Below are 17,243 nucleotides of genomic sequence, written 5' to 3' on the forward strand. Positions count from 1 at the left end.
GGGCCATGCCCATCAGCGTAGCCGCTCAGCCAAGAAACAGCTGATAGGCCGGGTTTTCGCTTTCATCCCAGTACGGGTAACCGATTTCCTCAAGCGCCGCCGGCACCAGATGACGCTCGTCGTGCGGTACTTGCAGACCGGCGACCACGCGACCATCGGCAGCGCCGTGGTTGCGGTAGTGGAACATCGAGATGTTCCAGCGCCCACCGAGCTTATTGAGGAAATTGAACAGCGCGCCCGGACGCTCCGGGAACTCGAAGCGGAACACCACTTCATCAATCACGTGCGCCGCGTGGCCGCCGACCATGTGGCGGATGTGCAGCTTGGCCAGTTCGTTGTCGGTCAGGTCGAGTACCGGGAAACCCTGTTCGGTCAGGCTCGCCAGCAATGCACTGCGCGGGTCGTTTTCCGGATGGGTCTGCACGCCAACGAAAATGTGCGCTTCGCTGCCGGTGTTGTAGCGGTAGTTGAATTCGGTGATCTGGCGCTTGCCGATCGCTTCGCAGAACGCCTTGAAGCTGCCGGCCTTCTCGGGGATGGTCACGGCGATTATCGCTTCGCGGCCTTCACCCAGCTCGGCGCGTTCGGCGACGTGGCGCAAGCGATCGAAGTTGACGTTGGCGCCGGAGTCGATGGCCACGAAGGTCTGGCCGCTGACGCCACGCAACTCGACGTATTTCTTGATCCCGGCCACGCCCAATGCGCCGGCAGGTTCGGTGATCGAGCGGGTATCGTCGTAGATATCCTTGATAGCCGCACAGATCTCGTCAGTGCTGACGGTGATCACTTCATCGACGTAGTCTTTGCAGATGTCGAAGGTGTGCTGGCCGATCTGCGCCACCGCCACGCCGTCGGCGAAGATGCCCACGGTCGGCAGCACCACACGCTCACCGGCGGCCATCGCCGCTTGCAGGCAGTTGGAGTCGTCCGGCTCGACACCGATGACTTTGATGTCCGGGCGCAGGTATTTCACGTAGGCAGCGATGCCGGCGATCAGGCCGCCGCCGCCGACCGGAACGAAAATCGCGTCCAGTGGCTGCGGGTGCTGGCGCAGAATTTCCATCGCCACGGTGCCCTGCCCGGCAATGGTGTGCGGATCATCGTACGGGTGGATGTAGACGTAGCCTTTTTCATCGACCAGTTTCAGCGAGTACGCCAGAGCTTCCGGGAACGAGTCACCGTGCAGCACTACTTTGCCGCCACGCGAGCGCACGCCTTCGACTTTGATCTCGGGGGTGGTCTTGGGCATGACGATGGTGGCTTTGACGCCCAGCACTTTCGCCGCCAGGGCCAGACCTTGCGCATGGTTGCCCGCCGACGCAGTGACCACGCCACGGGCACGCTCTTCGTCAGTCAGCTGGGTGAGTTTGTTGTAGGCGCCGCGAATCTTGAACGAGAACACTGGCTGCAAATCTTCGCGCTTGAGCCAGATGTCATTGCCCAGCCGCTCGGAGAGCTGGCGAGCGTTCTGCAACGGGGTTTCTACGGCAACGTCATAAACGCGCGAGGTGAGGATCTTTTTGACGTACTGTTCGAGCATCGGAAAGCATCACTGGCGATTGGGCGGGACCAACGAGTCTAACCCGGCTTTCAGCCGGACGACCACACGAATCCAGAGGTTTTAGCCTCGCTTGCGGCTATAATGCCGGCCTTTCCGTTCTCACCTTGCCCGCTTCCGGAGCCCGCATGACCCAGGATCAACTCAAACAGGCAGTGGCTCAGGCCGCCGTCGACTTCATCCTTCCGAAACTCGACGACAAGAGCATCGTCGGAGTCGGCACCGGCTCCACCGCCAACTGCTTCATCGACGCCCTGGCCCAGCACAAGGGCGCCTTCGATGGCGCGGTGGCCAGTTCCGAAGCCACTGCCGCGCGCCTCAAGGGTCACGGGATTCCGGTGTATGAGCTGAACACCGTCAGCGACCTGGAGTTCTACGTCGACGGCGCCGATGAAAGCGACGCGCACCTGAACCTGATCAAGGGCGGCGGCGCAGCGCTGACCCGCGAGAAGATCGTTGCAGCCGTGGCCAAGACCTTCATCTGCATCGCCGACGCCAGCAAACTGGTGCCGGTGCTGGGCGAGTTCCCGCTGCCGGTCGAAGTGATCCCGATGGCCCGCAGCCACGTCGCGCGCCAATTGGTGAAACTGGGCGGCGACCCGGTGTACCGCGAAGGCGTTTTGACCGATAACGGCAACATCATTCTGGATGTGTTCAACCTGCAGATCACCAACCCGGTGGAGCTGGAAGCGCAGATCAATGCGATTGTCGGTGTGGTCACCAACGGCTTGTTCGCGGCGCGTCCGGCGGACCTGTTGCTGCTGGGTACTAGCGAAGGCGTGAAAACCCTGAAGGCTGAGTAATCCCAGACTGCCCGCAATTAATGGGCAGACGAATAAACCTGTGGGAGCGAGCCTGCTCGCGAAAGCGCCAGTTCAGCCAACATTTTCATTGGCTGACACGACGCCTTCGCGAGCAGGCTCGCTCCCACAGTGTTTTGTGGTGTTGGTTAGTTCGGGGTTGGCTTTTTGAAGACGTAAAACAGGTTCGGCTCGCTCACCAGATACAACGTCCCGTCATCATCCATCGCAATGCCTTCGGCCTGCGGCACGGTTTTCTTCAAACCCTGCCGGCCGCCACTGATGGACATCGTACTCAACGGGCGCCCGCCGACATCGAGCTCCAGAATCAGCCGCGACTCATCCGACAGTGCCAGCAAATGCCCGCTGCGCTCGTCGTACTGCAAACTCGACAGATCGCGCACAAACATCCCGGCGTCACGCTTGGGATCGTTGATCACATGCACCGCGTAGGACTTCTCCGGATTGAAGTGCGGAAAGCCGTGCACTTCGTAGATCAGCATCGGATTGCGCTCTTTCGCGACAAACAGGCGCTTGCCCACCGAGTCATACGCCAGGCCTTCAAAACCTTTGTTGCTGGCCATATGCACACCGAGGGTCATCTGCTCGGCGTCCGCCGCGTCGAGGAATGTGGTGCCTGCCTCCAAGTGAATCTTGATCAGCCGCTGCTGACGCTCATCAGTGATCACGTAGGTGTCGGCGCTGATGTACTCGACGGCTTCGGGATCGCCAAAACCAATCAGGGCAATGCGCCGCAGGATCTTGCCTTCAAGCGACAGTTCGACCAGCTCGGAATTCTTGTTGGTCACAGTGAACAGGCTTTTGCGCACTGGATCGAAGGTCAGCGCCGAAACATCGTCGTCCAGCCCGTCAATCACCCGCGCCTCAATCTCGACGCGATACTGATCCAGCCCAATCGACTCGCTACTCTGCGGTTGCCACAGAGTGTGCAAGTTGAACCAGGCGCGCTCGAACAGCCGCATGTATTGGCCGATCGCGAGCAATGCGATCAGGGCAATCACCGACAGGATGATAATCAGGGGTTTGGGACGGGCAAGTCGACGCATTCGGATGAGCTCGGGATCAAAACAGGCGGATGAAATATCACGCCCGTCTGAACTGAAGCTTAATGGCCACTTGCCTCAAACCACAAGCCAACCCGTGTAGGAGCTGCCGCAGGCTGCGATCTTTTGATCTTGCTGTTCATAAGATCAAGAGATCGCAGCCTTCGGCAGCTCCTACATTGGAATCTGTAAAGGCTGCTATTTCTGTTTCTCGAAGCGATAGAACAGGTTTGGCTCGCTGACCATATACAACGTGCCCGCCTCGTCCATGGTCACGCCTTCGGCGCGCGGGATGGTGTTTTTCAGACCGTTGAAGCCGCCAAGCAGGGTCATGAAGCTGACCTGCTCGCCCTTCTCGTCCAGCTCCAGCAGCAGATGCGAGTCGGCGGACAGCACGAGTGTGTGTTGAGTGCGCGGGTCAATCGCCAAAGCCGAGAGGTTGCGAATATCCAGTTCATCACTGACGAGTTTTTGCTTGTCGCCCTTGAGGGTCTGGCTGCCATCGCTTTTCCAGGTGAACAGCGCTGGTGGCCGCTCCTCGCCCAGCAACAGCTGCTGATTGCGAGCGTCCCAAGTGATGGCTTCGAAGGCTTTGTTCTGGTCTTTCGACGGACCTAGATCGTATTTCGGGAAATCTGCGATGTTCAATTCGCGGGTATCGGCGTCGACCTTGACGATCGACAGCATGTGCTGACGCTCATCGACGATGGCCATCAGGCCGTTTTCCATCATCGTCAGGCCTTCCGGATTGCTCCAGCCCACCAGCGGCATCTTGCGCAGCACATCACCTTGCAAGGTCAGTTCGGCGAGAAACGGGTTTTTACCCATCACCGAAAACAGCGTTTTGGTCTGCGGGTTGTACGCCAGATCCGAAGCCTCGTCCTTCTCCATCCCTTTTAGCGGTTTGGCATCGATGACCACCCGATAGTCCGGCAGCCAGATACTTTCCTTCTGCCCGGCCTGGCTTTCGAAACGCTCTTGCAGCCAGAGCACACCGCGATCATCCCAATGCATGGCAAACGCCACGGCATAAGCGGCGGCAATCACCAGCAACAGCCAGACATACCAACGCAAGGCAAAACGTGAACGGCGGGTGGGTTTGAGCTGAGTTTGAGATGACATCGAGGGACGCGTTCCGAAAATTCAGGCTATGGGTAATAGCACAAAGAGGCCGGCTCAGACGCCAGAATGAGAGGAATTATCCGTACAGGATGTGAAAAAAACGGCAAATGGCGGGATTGCCCTGCGCCATTGTGGGAGAGATCACAAAACCCTGTAGGAGTGAGCCTGCTCGCGATGGCGTCAGGTCAGTCGAAACAATCGCTGACTGACAGACCGCTATCGCGAGCAGGCTCACTCCTACAAGGGGACCGCGTTAAATCAGCGCACGCTGCTGTTGAAGCTGCTCGCGCCGACCAGTTCGAGGACGATGTCATCGCCAACGTTCAGCGGGCCGACGCCCACTGGCGTGCCGGTGAGGATCACGTCACCGGCCTGCAGCGAGAAGCAGCCGGCCATGTGCTGGATCATCGGCACGATCGGGTTGAGCATCGCGCTGCTGTTGCCGTCCTGACGCACTTCGCCGTTGATGGTCAGGCGAATGCCGATGTCGGTCAGGTCAGCAAAGGTGCTGCCGACCACGAACGGGGCGATCACCGCCGCACCGTCGAACGATTTGGCGATTTCCCACGGCAAACCCTTGGCTTTCAGCTCGGCCTGTTTGTCGCGCAGGGTCAGATCGAGCGCCGGGGCGAAACCGGAAATGGCATCGAGCACTTCTTCACGGCTCGGTTTGGTCGACAACGGTTTGCCGATCAACACGGCGATTTCCGCTTCGTAGTGCACCGAACCGCGTTCGGTCGGAATGCTGAAACCGCCTTCCAGCGGCACCACACAACTGCCCGGCTTGATGAACAGCAACGGCTCGGTAGGCACCGGATTGTCCAGTTCCTTGGCGTGTTCGGCGTAATTGCGGCCAATGCACACGACTTTCCCGATCGGGAAGTGAATGCGCGTACCGTCGACGTACTGGTGCTGATAGCTCATTTACCGACTCCTGCCTTCATTGATTCAAGGGATTGCCAATCAAACCGCGAAGATCTTGCCCGGGTTCATGATGCCGTTCGGGTCGAACACCGCTTTCACCGCTTTCATGTACTCGATCTCGACCGGAGAGCGGCTGTAGGTCAAGTAATCGCGCTTTGTCATGCCCACGCCGTGCTCGGCGGAGATCGAACCGTTGTACTTCTCGACGGTTTCGAACACCCACTTGTTGACGGTCGCGCATTTGGCGAAGAACTCGTCCTTGCTCAGGTTATCCGGCTTGAGAATGTTCAAGTGCAGGTTGCCGTCGCCGATGTGGCCGAACCAGACGATTTCGAAGTCCGGATAGTGTTCGCCGACGATCGCGTCGATTTCCTTCAGGAACGCTGGCACTTTCGACACGGTGACCGAGATGTCGTTCTTGTACGGCGTCCAGTGCGAGATGGTTTCGGAGATGTACTCGCGCAGCTTCCACAGATTCTGCAGCTGGGTTTCACTCTGGCTCATCACACCGTCCAGCACCCAGCCCTGTTCGACGCAGTGTTCGAAGGTTTCCAGTGCGCTGTTGGCCACTTCTTCGGTGGTAGCTTCGAATTCCAGCAATGCATAGAACGGGCAGTCGGTCTCGAACGGCGCCGGCACGTCGCCACGGCCCATGACTTTGGCCAGGGCCTTGTCGGAGAAGAATTCGAACGCGGTCAGGTCGAGCTTGCCCTGGAAAGCGTGTAGCACCGGCATGATCGAGTCGAAATCGGCGGTGCCGAGGACCATCGCGGTGAGGTTTTTCGGCGCACGATCCAGACGCATGGTCGCTTCGACGACGAAACCGAGGGTGCCTTCAGCGCCGATGAACAGCTGACGCAGGTCGTAACCGGTGGCGTTCTTGATCAGGTCTTTGTTCAGTTCCAGCACATCGCCCTTGCCGGTGACGACTTTCATGCCGGCCACCCAGTTGCGTGTCATGCCGTAGCGAATCACCTTGATTCCGCCGGCATTGGTGCCGATATTGCCGCCAATCTGACTGGAACCTGCCGAGGCGAAGTCGACCGGGTAGTACAAGCCTTTTTCTTCGGCAACGTTCTGCAAATGCTCGGTGACCACGCCCGGCTGACACACGGCAGTGCGATCGGTGAGGTTCACGTCGAGAATCTGATTCATGTAGTCGAAGGAGACGACCACTTCGCCGTTGGCCGCCACCGCAGCGGCGGAAAGCCCGGTGCGCCCGCCCGACGGCACCAGCGCAATCTTGTGGGTGTTGGCCCAACGCACCACGGCCTGCACTTGCTCGATGGTCTTGGGAAACACGATGGCGCTTGGCGCCGGGGCGAAGTGCTTGGTCCAATCCTTGCCGTACGCATTCAGGGAGTCGGCGTCGGTCAGGACCTTGCCAGGCTCGACCAGGGTCTTCAGTTCATCAATCAGGGCAGGATTGGTCATCGACAGAACTCTCGAACAATTCATGGTCATCCTGAGAACGCTTCACGTCGCAGGAATGAGTGTTTAGCGGGGAGGCTATGCTAGCATACCGACCCCGCAGGCCAGTGCCCAAGGCCAGTTCTGCGGTAACGGCTTTCCTGCCGTTTGGGTCAGCTCCAGGCTGCTCCCCTCCCTGCCATTTTTCTCCGGGATACAGGTTTACGCAGATGAGCAAGACTTCTCTCGATAAGAGCAAGATCAAGTTCCTTCTTCTCGAAGGCGTCCACCAATCGGCTGTCGACGTCCTCAAGGCGGCGGGCTACACCAGCATCGAATACCTGACAGGTTCCTTGCCGGAAGCCCAGCTCAAGGAAAAGATCGCTGACGCTCACTTCATCGGCATTCGTTCGCGCACCCAACTGACCGAAGAGATCTTCGATCACGCGAAGAAGCTGGTAGCGGTCGGCTGTTTCTGCATCGGCACCAACCAGGTTGACCTGAGTGCTGCCCGCGAGCGCGGTATCGCCGTGTTCAACGCGCCATACTCCAACACCCGCTCCGTTGCCGAGCTGGTGCTGGCCGAAGCGATCCTGCTGCTGCGCGGCATCCCTGAGAAAAACGCTTCCTGCCACCGTGGCGGCTGGATCAAGTCCGCAGCCAACTCCTTCGAGATCCGTGGCAAGAAACTCGGCATCGTCGGCTACGGCTCGATCGGTACGCAGCTGTCGGTTCTGGCTGAAGGTCTGGGCATGCAGGTGTATTTCTACGACACCGTGACCAAGCTGCCGCTGGGCAACGCGACTCAGATCGGTAGCCTGACCGAGCTGCTGGGCATGTCCGACATCGTCACCCTGCACGTTCCGGAAACCGCTGCGACCCAGTGGATGATCGGCGAGAAGGAAATCCGCGCCATCAAGAAGGGCGGCATCCTGATCAACGCGGCGCGCGGCACCGTGGTCGAACTGGACGCCCTGGCGGACGCGATCAAGGACAAGCACCTGATCGGCGCGGCCATCGACGTGTTCCCGGTGGAGCCACGCTCCAACGACGAAGAGTTCGAAAGCCCGCTGCGTGGCCTCGACAACGTGATCCTGACCCCGCACATCGGTGGTTCGACCGCCGAAGCGCAAGCCAACATTGGTCTGGAAGTGGCAGAGAAACTGGTCAAGTACAGCGACAACGGTACCTCCGTTTCGTCGGTGAACTTCCCGGAAGTGGCCCTGCCGGCTCACCCTGGCAAGCACCGCCTGCTGCACATCCACGAGAACATCCCGGGTGTGATGAGCGAGATCAACAAGGTCTTCGCCGAAAACGGCATCAACATTTCCGGTCAGTTCCTGCAGACCAACGAGAAGGTTGGCTACGTGGTGATCGACGTCGACGCCGAGTACTCGGATCTGGCGCAAGAGAAGCTGCAGCACATCAACGGCACTATCCGTAGCCGCGTGTTGTTCTGATCAAGCGTTGAGCGACAAAAAAAGGGAGCCTTCGGGCTCCCTTTTTCATGCACGCCGAAACGTTATTCGACGTTGACGGTGATTTTCTTCGAGACGATTGGCGGATCGAATGCCATGTGGCCGCTGTCGCCAAGTTCCAACTGCAAGGTGTGTTTGCCCGGGGCGAGCTTGATGTCAGCCTGGGTCTGCGCCTTGCCGAAGTGCATATGGTTGGCATCGGTAGGGACGACCGAACCGGCAGGAACAATTTCCTTGGCATCGATCAGCAGGTGATGGTGACCGGTGTTCTTGGTGACGTCACCGGCCGGCGCCAGTGCGATGCCCTTGGTACCGAATTTGACGGTGAAGGTCTGCGAAACCGTGGCCCCGTCTTTGGGAGAAACGATGAACACTTCGGCGCCTTTGGGGGCCGGTGTCGCCGCACTGGCCAGCACCGAAACGCCCATCAGCACACCCGCCAACGCTGCACGTGACATAAAGCTTTTCATTTTCTTCTCCAGTTTTTCCGTAAAATCCGCACGGCCATGACAACTTCATGACCATTCGTTGTCGAAGGCACTCGACAACCATAGCAAAGCGAGCCTGAATCAGAGCGTCGCGATAATGATTTCAAAGGAGTGACCATGCGTTTTCTGCCTGGCCTGATCTGCCTGCTACCCCTTTTGAGCCCTTTGGCTCATGCCGAACTGATTGATGACGTCAACGACCGTGGCGAGCTGCGCATTGCCCTTGAGGCTAATACACCGCCATTCAATTTCAAGGAAGGCGACACACTCACGGGGTTCGAGGTCGAGCTTGGGCAACTACTGGCCAACGAACTGGATGTGCGCGCCGACTTCATCGTCACGGATGAGGCCGACCTGCTCCAGGGCGTTGAAAGCGGCAAGTACGACGTTGCGCTCAACCACATAGCACTGACATCCGAACTCAGGGATCGTTTCGACTTCAGCGAGCCTTACGGCAAGGTCGATGGGCAGTTGCTGGCGAAGAAAGACGAGACACCACGGCCGATGGTGCTGGTGCAGGCGTTGACTGAAGAGAAGCCGAAAGCGGCGGAGCCGGTCGAATTGGCGATTCCGTTTCAGAAAGGTAATCCGGCGTTTCAAGCCAGTCTTGCGAGCGCGATGCAGCGGATCAGGGCGGATGGGCGTTTGGCGGCGTTGACCGAGAAGTGGTTGAAGCCTTAAAAGCCCCTCACCCTAGCCCTCCCGAAACGTCGGACCGCCCATAGGGAGAGGGGACTGATTGGGGGTTTTTTTAGAGATACGCCGACCTGGGATGGCTATACCGAATCCGAAATCGATTGGTCATGGCTTTGTCGAATCCATAATCGATCAGTCAAGACTGTGTTGAATCCATAGTCAACAAGGTGTTTCAGGTCGATGAATAGCGCCAGACACCACGGTCGGCCCCCTCTCCCTCCGGGAGAGGGCTGGGGTGAGGGCAACGATTGCGGATCAGTCCAAAGCAGCCAAAGCCAGAGCCAGCGCGGCCTGCGGCAGTTCAAGTTCGTTGAAGACTTGCACACCATGGCGCTTGAGTAACGCGGCCGTCACCCCTTCGCCACTCACCTTCACGCCACTGAACGTCCCGTCGTAAGTCAGCAGATTCCCGCAAGAAGGACTGTTGGCCTTAAGCACCGCCACGCGGATGCCATATTTCTGCACCAGTTCCAGCGCCTGCCGCGCACCATCGAGAAACTGCGCACTGACATCCTCGCCTTCGGTAGTGATCACCGCCGCGACACCGTCAAGCACTTCACCACCCTGCCCGCCCGGGATCTCCGCCGCCGCTCGTGGCGTCGGCAATCCTCCCGCGACCTCCGGACACAACGGCACCACCCGCCCCTCGACAATCCACTGTTCAAGCACATCAAACGGCCCGCTCGCGCCACCGTCGTAACGCACGCGATGGCCCAACAGGCAGCGGCTGACCAGAATCTTTTCCATCTCAGAACGGCTCGTTGCCACGGCGGCGGAACCAGCCGGTCAGCGACAAGCGCTCGCGGTGCGCTGGCAGCACTTCATGAGGTACCTCACCAGAGAGAAACACCACCAGACACCCGCCAGTAGGCTGCACGTCGTGCACGCGCTCATCATTCAGGTACATGCGCAACTGACCGCCATCCTCCGGCAGCCACGCGTCATTGAGGTAGACCACCACCGAGACCATGCGCTTGTCATCGTCGCGAAAACGGTCGACATGCCTGCGATAAAAAGCGCCAGGCGGATACAAGGCAAAGTGGCACTCAAAGTCCTCAAGACCAAGAAACAGGCCTCGGTTGAGCGCCTCGCGCAGGCTCTCCATCAGGTTCAGATAACGGTCGCTGGCATCGGCCTGCCCCGGATCGATCCACTGGATGTGGTCACCACGAATCCCCTCGCGGATCTCCGAAAACGGCCCACGCCCCACCGCCGCCGGCGCCAGTTCACCCTCGGCCTCACGTTTGCGGCACTCGGCCGCCAGCTCGCGGGTCAAACCGGCGGGCAGGAATATGTTCTGCTGCGACCAGCCGTGTTCGGCCAGGTCATCGACAATGCGTAACAGCAGTGGGTGTTCAGAGGATATTTGCATGGCGCGCATAGTATGTCGGCGGCAAGAAATCCGACAGAGCCACGCGGCGGCTTGCTACGAATTCTCGACAAGTACCGGCACCGCACGGAGAATAGTCCGCTGCTGACAGGAGTCCCTATGCGCCGTTTGCTTTTTTCACTGTTGATGTTCTGCGTTTTGCCCGCCTGGGCGGACGGCCACGATCAGTTGTACAAGGTCGCCGGCTGGCCAGATCAACGTGCGCATTTCAACGATGCCCTGACGGCCGCACAGCAGCGCTATCAGAACAGCCTGCCGCCCGCGGTGTTCCAGGCCTTGGTCAACAACAGCAACCAGCGCTTTGCTCCGCAGGCCGTGGATCAACGTGCCGAAGCGCAGTTACGGCAGAAACTCGCCGACCCTAAACCGGCCCTGACCTTCTTCCAATCACCACTGGGCAAGAAAATCGTCGCTGCCGAACTGCTCGCGACCCGCCGCGATCAATTGGCGAAAAATGCCAAGGGTCTGCCAAAGATGCAGGCCAGCGACAGCCGCCTGCTGATCATCGGTCACCTCGCGCAAGCCTTGCCGGCGCGAGAAGCCGGCGCCGAAGTCAGCCTGGCGATTGCTGGTGTGGCGGCGGACAGCTTGAGTTCGATGATCCCGGGGCTGCTCGGTGGTGGTCAGGCGCAAGGCATGCTCAATGGTCAGCGCCAGCGCTTGATGGATCAGATTGGCGCGGACATCAACAACACGTTGCTCTACGTCTATCGCGACTTATCGGATGAAGAACTGGAAGAGTTTGCGACGTTTGCCGAGTCGACTGAGGGCAAGGCGTATTACCAGGCGGCGCTGGCGGCTATTCGTGCAGGGCTTGCGGTCGGGCAGTGATCTTCTTCGCCAGATAGACCGCCATCGCTGGCAAGCCAGCTCCCACAGGTTGCTCAGGTGTTCACAACATTGTTGATCGACTCGTAACCCTGTGGGAGCTGGCTTGCCAGCGATGGGGCCCTCACAGACGCTAGAGATTCCGGCCTCTGATCCGCTTGCTCAAGAACTCGAAATACTCCTCACGCATCTCCGCCGTTTCATTCGCCAGATGATGCCGCGCCTCGGCCAATAGCAGAATCTGCGGTCGATCAAACTTCCACTTCATCACCTGCAAATTGTGTTGCCAGTCCACCGTCATATCCGCCTGCCCCTGAATGATCAGCGGCCGTCGCGGACTTTTTTTCGCGTGCTCGACGCGGATGATCCAGCGTGACAGCGCGCCCACCCATTTGGTCGGCAAGCGCCGTGGCTGCAACGGATCGGCCTGGAGAAACGGCAGGAAATCCGGGTCATTGGAATTTTCGCTGAAGCGTCGCGTGACGCCTCTGACAAACGGCCTGAGCAGGTAATAACTCAGCTGCGACCAACCCCACGCCCGAGGCCGCACCAGTGGCGCCATCAAAATCACCTGGCCTTGCGCCGGGCTGTTTTCGCCATGGTTGAGCAAGTGATCGACGACAATTGCCCCGCCGGTGCTCTGCCCAAACAAATGCCACGGCTGCGGCAACGCGATCGACTGCGCCTCGGCGAACAACGCTTGCAGGACATCCTGGTACTCAGAGAAATCGCGAATGCTCGCGCGCGGCCCGCTCGACAAGCCATGACCCGGCAAGTCGCAGGCGATCACGGCGAAATCCTGGTCCAGCGCCCACTCGATTACATGCCGGTACAGCCCGACGTGATCGTAGTAACCGTGCAGCAGAAACAGCGTCGCCTTGACCTTCTCCGGCCACCAGCAATGGCTGACCACTTCATAGCCATCGACCTCGAAACGGCCCATGCCACGCCAGACATCACGATGGGGAAAGTCGGTCTGGTAGAAGCGCTGGTAGGCCTTGCCCTCGTCCGACAACGGCTGCCACTCGGCCAAAGGCTTGAGGCTGGCGCGGATTTGATCGGGGTCGAAAGTGGCAGGCATGCGGGAATTCCAAAGCGGTAAACAGACTTTATCGGCCTGCGATATTCATCTGTCGGAGCAAGCATGGCAAGCTAGCCCACCTCTTCTGGAACGAAAACCATGCGTTCGCCCTACCGCACCGCACTGTTTGCCAGCCTGCTCGCGCTGATTTGCGCCGGGGTGCTGTGGGCGGCGTATGACTGGTTTCAGGGGCGTTATCTGCGTGCGTTCAGCGAACACACGGCGGTGTTTTCCGGTGATCCGCTGCGCCTGCCGGACAACCTCGCCGGTCCCGGCAAGATTCGCCTGGTACATTTCTGGGACCCGGCCTGCCCGTGCAACGTCGGCAATCAACAGCACCTGACCGAGATGGTCGAGCGGTTTGGCGCTAAAGGCGTGGAGTTCTTCGCCGTGCAGAAAACCGGCAGTCACGGTCAGTTGCCCGCGACCCTCAGCAGTCTGAAAACCATCACGATATTGCCCGGCTCCGAACAGGTTCCGGCCAGCCCGGCCGTGGCGATCTGGGATCGCAGCGGCAAACTGGCGTACTTCGGCCCGTACAGTGAAGGCCTGACCTGCAATTCCAGCAACAGCTTTATCGAACCGATTTTGAATGCCCTGACGGAGGATCGCCCGGTCAATGCCACGCACACCCTGGCGGTCGGTTGTTATTGCCCGTGGCCGGTGGAAACGCCGTAAGGCATTCCGGACTTTTCAAGGACAGCGCTGCACGGCACAGAAGGTCTGTGCTAATTGTTTGCAGCCCGACGGGCGGCATTCCCGCATGCACAAGGAGTCACCATGAAGCGCGTGTTCACCGTACTTGGCTTGCTCATCGTTGTTCTGCTTGCCGGCGTCGGCTGGTATGTCTACAGCAAACAACCCACACGCCAGGGCCAGATTGAACTGCGCAACCTGCAAGGTTCGGTGATCGTGCGCTATGACGAGCGGGGCGTGCCACACCTGCGCGCCGAGAACGAAACCGACCTCTACCGCGCCCTCGGCTATGTGCATGCCCAGGATCGCCTGTTCCAGATGGAAGCCATGCGCCGCCTCGCCCGTGGCGAACTGGCCGAAGTGCTCGGGCCGAAACTGCTCGACACCGACAAACTCTTCCGCAGCCTGCGCATCCGCGAACGCGCGGCCAGTTACGTCGCCAGTCTCGATAAACAGTCACCGGCGTGGAAGGGCCTGCAAGCCTATCTGGATGGCATTAACCAATATCAGGACACCCACGCCGCACCGATCGAGTTTGACGTGCTGGGCATCCCCAAACGACCGTTCACGGCAGAAGACAGCATCAGCGTCGCCGGCTATATGGCCTACAGCTTTGCGGCGGCGTTTCGCACCGAGCCGTTGCTGACCTATGTGCGCGATCAACTCGGCGCTGATTACCTCAAGGTCTTCGATCTCGACTGGCAACCCAACGGTGTGCTGGCCAACGGTCACGCCAAACCTGCGCCGGTCCTCGCCGCCGGCGACTGGAAAGACCTCAACGCCCTCGCCCGCCTCAGCGAACAGGCGCTGATCGACCAAGGCCTGCCGCAGTTCGAAGGCAGCAACGCCTGGGTCATCGCCGGCAGCCGCAGCCAGAGTGGCAAGCCACTGCTGGCGGGTGATCCGCACATTCGCTTTTCGGTGCCGTCGGTGTGGTACGAGGCGCATTTGTCGGCGCCGGGCTTCGAGCTGTACGGCCATCATCAGGCGCTGGTGCCGTTCGCGTTTCTGGGACACAACCTGGATTTCGGCTGGAGCCTGACCATGTTCCAGAACGACGATCTGGACCTGATCGCCGAGAAGGTCAATCCGGATAACCCGAATCAGGTCTGGTATCGCGGCCAGTGGACCGACATGGTCGTCACCCAACAGCAGATCAATGTAAAGGGCCAGCCGCCGGTCACCCTCACCCTGCGCCAATCGCCCCACGGCCCGATCGTCAATGATGCCCTCGGCACCGCTGCCGGCAAAACGCCGATCGCCATGTGGTGGGCCTTCCTCGAAACGCCGAACCCGATCCTCGAAGGCTTCTACCAGCTCAACCGCGCCGACACCCTGGCCAAGGCCCGCACCGCAGCCGCGAAAGTGCAGGCACCGGGGCTGAACCTGGTTTACGCCAACGCCAAGGGCGATATCGCCTGGTGGGCCTCGGCACTGCTGCCCAAGCGTCCGGCCGGGGTGCGGCCGGAATTCATTCTCGACGGCAGCAGCAATCAGGCCGACAAGGACGGTTTCTACCCGTTCAGCGCCAACCCGCAGGAAGAGAACCCGGCACGCGGCTACATCGTCTCGGCCAACTTCCAGCCGCTGTCGCCGACCGGCATGGAGATTCCCGGTTACTACAACCTTGCCGATCGCGGGCAGCAACTCAATCGCCAGCTCAGCGACAAGAGCGTGAAGTGGACCAACGAGGCCAATCAGAAACTGCAATTGGGCACGGCGACCGGTTATGGCCCGCGCTTGCTCGCTCCGTTGCTGCCAGTATTGCGTGAAGTCGTCAGCGATCCGGCGCAGTTGAAACTGGTCGAGCAACTGGCGCAGTGGCCGGGCGACTATCCGCTGGATTCGGTCAGTGCGACGGTGTTCAACCAGTTCCTCTACGACCTGGCCGATGCGGCGATGCGTGATGAGTTGGGCAATGATTTTTTCGACACGCTGCTGGCGACGCGAGTGATCGATGCGGCGCTGCCGAAGCTGGCGGCGAACGCCGATTCACCGTGGTGGGATAACCGCAACACGCCGAACAAGGAGACCCGCGCCGATGTCGTGCGCGCGGCGTGGCAGGCGAGCATGCAGCACCTGAAGCTGACCCTCGGCGATAACTCTGCCGAGTGGAAATGGGGCACTGCGCACACGCTGACTCACGGCCATCCGTTGGGACAGCAGAAGCCGTTGGAGCGGATTTTCAATGTCGGGCCGTTTGCGGCGCCGGGCAGTCATGAAGTGCCGAACAACCTGTCGGCGAAGATCGGGCCTGCGCCTTGGCCGGTGACTTATGGGCCGTCGACGCGGCGCTTGGTGGATTTTGCCGATCCTGCACACGGCCTGACGATCAACCCGGTCGGGCAGAGCGGTGTGCCGTTCGACAGCCACTATGACGATCAGGCTGAGGCGTATGTCGACGGGATTTATGTGCAGGCGCATTTCAATGCCGAAGAGGTGACGGCGAATACGCGCAGTACGTTGAAGCTGTTGCCGATGCGGGCACCTTAAAAGCCCCTCACCCTAGCCCTCCCGAAACGTCGGACCGCCCAGAGGTAGAGGGGACTGATTGGGGGATGCTCAAGGCTTACAGCGACCTGACACTGCTTTACCGAATCCATAATCGCTAAGGTCTTTCAGGTCGATGTATCACGCCAGACACTGCGGTCGGCCCCCTCTCCCTATGGGCGGTCCGACGTTTCGGGAGGGCTGGGGTGAGGGTGAGGGTCAAACCATCACCGCAAAATTCAGCCGAAACTGCTGCGGCGTAACCCCCAGCCGGCGATTGAACACACTGCGCATGTGCTGCGCATCGCGAAACCCGCACTGATACGCCACAGTCTTCAACGGTGCCGCCGTGCTTTCCAGCATCACCCGCGCCGCATCCACTCGCGCCCGTTCGACAAACTCCGCCGGGGTGACCTTGGCTTCCCGGGCAAACACCCGCGAGAAATTGCGCGCACTCATGTTCGCCGCATTGGCCAGATCGGCAATCGTCAGATCGCCCGTGAGATTGGCCAGCACATACAACTGCACCAGCGCCACCGCCGAGGTCGGCTCCGCGTGCGGTGTGAGGAACGGGCTGAACTGCGATTGCCCACCGGAACGCTGGGTGAACACCACCAGACGCTTGGCCACGCTCAGCGCCACTTCAGCGCCATGATCCCGCGCCAGCAGGTACAGCGACAGATCAATCCCCGCCGTGACCCCGGCCGAGGTGTAGAGCGTGCCGTCCTCGACATACAAGCGATCCGCTTCGACCTGCGTCGTCGGACACAACTGCGCCAACGCGACGGCGTCGTTCCAGTGCGTGGTGACGGTGCGCCCGTCCAGCAAACCGGCCCGGGCCAGCATGAACGCGCCGTTGCAGATCGAACCGAAGCGCTGCGCCCGTGCACAGGCCTCACGCAGCCAACCGTCGAACGTCGCGCCGAAATCCATGAAGGGTAATTGCGGCCCACCGGCGACCAGCAGCAGATCGTAGGCGTCGAGTGCTTCACTGAAATGCCGATGGGCATTCAGGGTCAAACCGTTGGAACAGGCCATCGGCCCTTGCTCGACGCCGATTACTTCGAGCCGATAGTGATTCTCGGGCGCCAGGAAGCGATTGGCCTCGGCGAACACATCCATCGGGCCGCTGACGTCCAGCGACTGCACGCCGGGAAACACGACGATGGCGACGGATTTAGTCATGACTGTGGATTCCCTTTCAAGGCTGCGATCTTT

Annotated in this window: 16 protein-coding genes; 6 read left to right on the top strand and 10 right to left on the bottom strand. The window is 60.0% G+C overall.

Going from position 1 to position 17,243, the window contains the following annotated elements; all coding sequences use genetic code 11:
* Positions 1–25: 25 nt before the first annotated feature.
* Entirely contained in the window at positions 26–1,540 is a 1,515-nt protein-coding gene (ilvA, locus tag J0G10_RS29255) for a threonine ammonia-lyase, biosynthetic (protein ID WP_041072159.1), read from the bottom strand.
* Between the two features lie 146 nt (positions 1,541–1,686).
* Here ilvA and rpiA point away from each other — a divergent pair, with 146 nt between their 5' ends.
* Positions 1,687–2,361 carry a ribose-5-phosphate isomerase RpiA gene (rpiA, locus tag J0G10_RS29260; RefSeq protein WP_007913886.1) on the top strand — a complete coding sequence of 225 codons (675 nt, stop codon included), beginning with the start codon at positions 1,687–1,689 and terminating at the stop codon, positions 2,359–2,361.
* Positions 2,362–2,507: 146 nt separating this feature from the next.
* Here the strand turns inward: rpiA and J0G10_RS29265 are convergent, their stop codons facing one another.
* From J0G10_RS29265 to J0G10_RS29280, 4 genes are all read right to left on the bottom strand, one after another.
* Positions 2,508–3,425, bottom strand: a complete 918-nt coding sequence (locus J0G10_RS29265) for an SdiA-regulated domain-containing protein (RefSeq protein WP_095125830.1) — start codon at positions 3,423–3,425, stop codon at positions 2,508–2,510.
* Between the two features lie 195 nt (positions 3,426–3,620).
* Complete coding sequence (locus tag J0G10_RS29270; protein ID WP_095049425.1) at positions 3,621–4,544, bottom strand: SdiA-regulated domain-containing protein; 924 nt, start codon at positions 4,542–4,544, stop codon at positions 3,621–3,623.
* Between the two features lie 258 nt (positions 4,545–4,802).
* Entirely contained in the window at positions 4,803–5,468 is a 666-nt protein-coding gene (locus tag J0G10_RS29275; protein ID WP_093429791.1) for a fumarylacetoacetate hydrolase family protein, read from the bottom strand.
* Positions 5,469–5,507: 39 nt separating this feature from the next.
* Positions 5,508–6,902, bottom strand: coding sequence for an FAD-binding oxidoreductase (locus J0G10_RS29280; RefSeq protein WP_026000500.1), 1,395 nt, complete (start codon positions 6,900–6,902; stop codon positions 5,508–5,510).
* Positions 6,903–7,108: 206 nt separating this feature from the next.
* Between J0G10_RS29280 and serA the strand changes: the two genes are divergently transcribed.
* Positions 7,109–8,338, top strand: a complete 1,230-nt coding sequence (gene serA, locus J0G10_RS29285) for a phosphoglycerate dehydrogenase (RefSeq protein WP_008085296.1) — start codon at positions 7,109–7,111, stop codon at positions 8,336–8,338.
* Positions 8,339–8,400: 62 nt separating this feature from the next.
* Here the strand turns inward: serA and J0G10_RS29290 are convergent, their stop codons facing one another.
* The gene (locus tag J0G10_RS29290) at positions 8,401–8,826 is read right to left on the bottom strand and encodes a DUF4399 domain-containing protein (RefSeq protein WP_220557139.1); all 426 of its coding nucleotides are present in this window, start codon (positions 8,824–8,826) and stop codon (positions 8,401–8,403) included.
* A 135-nt stretch (positions 8,827–8,961) separates the two neighbouring features.
* Here J0G10_RS29290 and J0G10_RS29295 point away from each other — a divergent pair, with 135 nt between their 5' ends.
* Positions 8,962–9,525 (top strand): transporter substrate-binding domain-containing protein, encoded by a 564-nt coding sequence (locus tag J0G10_RS29295; RefSeq protein WP_220557140.1) that lies wholly within the window; start codon positions 8,962–8,964, stop codon positions 9,523–9,525.
* 270 nt (positions 9,526–9,795) lie between these two features.
* On the opposite strand, the gene J0G10_RS29300 is transcribed toward J0G10_RS29295, so the two are convergent.
* Positions 9,796–10,287, bottom strand: coding sequence for a 2-thiouracil desulfurase family protein (locus tag J0G10_RS29300; RefSeq protein ID WP_220557141.1), 492 nt, complete (start codon positions 10,285–10,287; stop codon positions 9,796–9,798).
* A 1-nt stretch (position 10,288) separates the two neighbouring features.
* Complete coding sequence (locus tag J0G10_RS29305) at positions 10,289–10,921, bottom strand: 2OG-Fe(II) oxygenase (protein ID WP_095049421.1); 633 nt, start codon at positions 10,919–10,921, stop codon at positions 10,289–10,291.
* 108 nt (positions 10,922–11,029) lie between these two features.
* Between J0G10_RS29305 and J0G10_RS29310 the strand changes: the two genes are divergently transcribed.
* Complete coding sequence (locus J0G10_RS29310; protein WP_093429786.1) at positions 11,030–11,761, top strand: DUF2059 domain-containing protein; 732 nt, start codon at positions 11,030–11,032, stop codon at positions 11,759–11,761.
* A 130-nt stretch (positions 11,762–11,891) separates the two neighbouring features.
* Here the strand turns inward: J0G10_RS29310 and bipL are convergent, their stop codons facing one another.
* A complete protein-coding gene (gene bipL / locus J0G10_RS29315) occupies positions 11,892–12,839 on the bottom strand; it encodes a phospholipase BipL (RefSeq protein WP_220557142.1) in 948 nt (315 codons plus the stop codon).
* A 99-nt stretch (positions 12,840–12,938) separates the two neighbouring features.
* On the opposite strand from bipL, the gene J0G10_RS29320 reads away from it, so the two are divergent.
* Both J0G10_RS29320 and J0G10_RS29325 read left to right on the top strand, forming a co-directional pair.
* Positions 12,939–13,517 (top strand): DUF6436 domain-containing protein, encoded by a 579-nt coding sequence (locus tag J0G10_RS29320; protein ID WP_095049418.1) that lies wholly within the window; start codon positions 12,939–12,941, stop codon positions 13,515–13,517.
* Positions 13,518–13,619: 102 nt separating this feature from the next.
* Positions 13,620–16,028 carry a penicillin acylase family protein gene (locus J0G10_RS29325; protein ID WP_220557143.1) on the top strand — a complete coding sequence of 803 codons (2,409 nt, stop codon included), beginning with the start codon at positions 13,620–13,622 and terminating at the stop codon, positions 16,026–16,028.
* Between the two features lie 216 nt (positions 16,029–16,244).
* Here J0G10_RS29325 and J0G10_RS29330 read toward each other — a convergent pair whose 3' ends face one another.
* Positions 16,245–17,210 carry a GlxA family transcriptional regulator gene (locus J0G10_RS29330; protein WP_220557144.1) on the bottom strand — a complete coding sequence of 322 codons (966 nt, stop codon included), beginning with the start codon at positions 17,208–17,210 and terminating at the stop codon, positions 16,245–16,247.
* Positions 17,211–17,243 lie beyond the last annotated feature (33 nt).

Origin of the sequence: Pseudomonas germanica (assembly GCF_019614655.1) — a bacterium.
GTDB lineage: Bacteria > Pseudomonadota > Gammaproteobacteria > Pseudomonadales > Pseudomonadaceae > Aquipseudomonas > Aquipseudomonas neuropathica.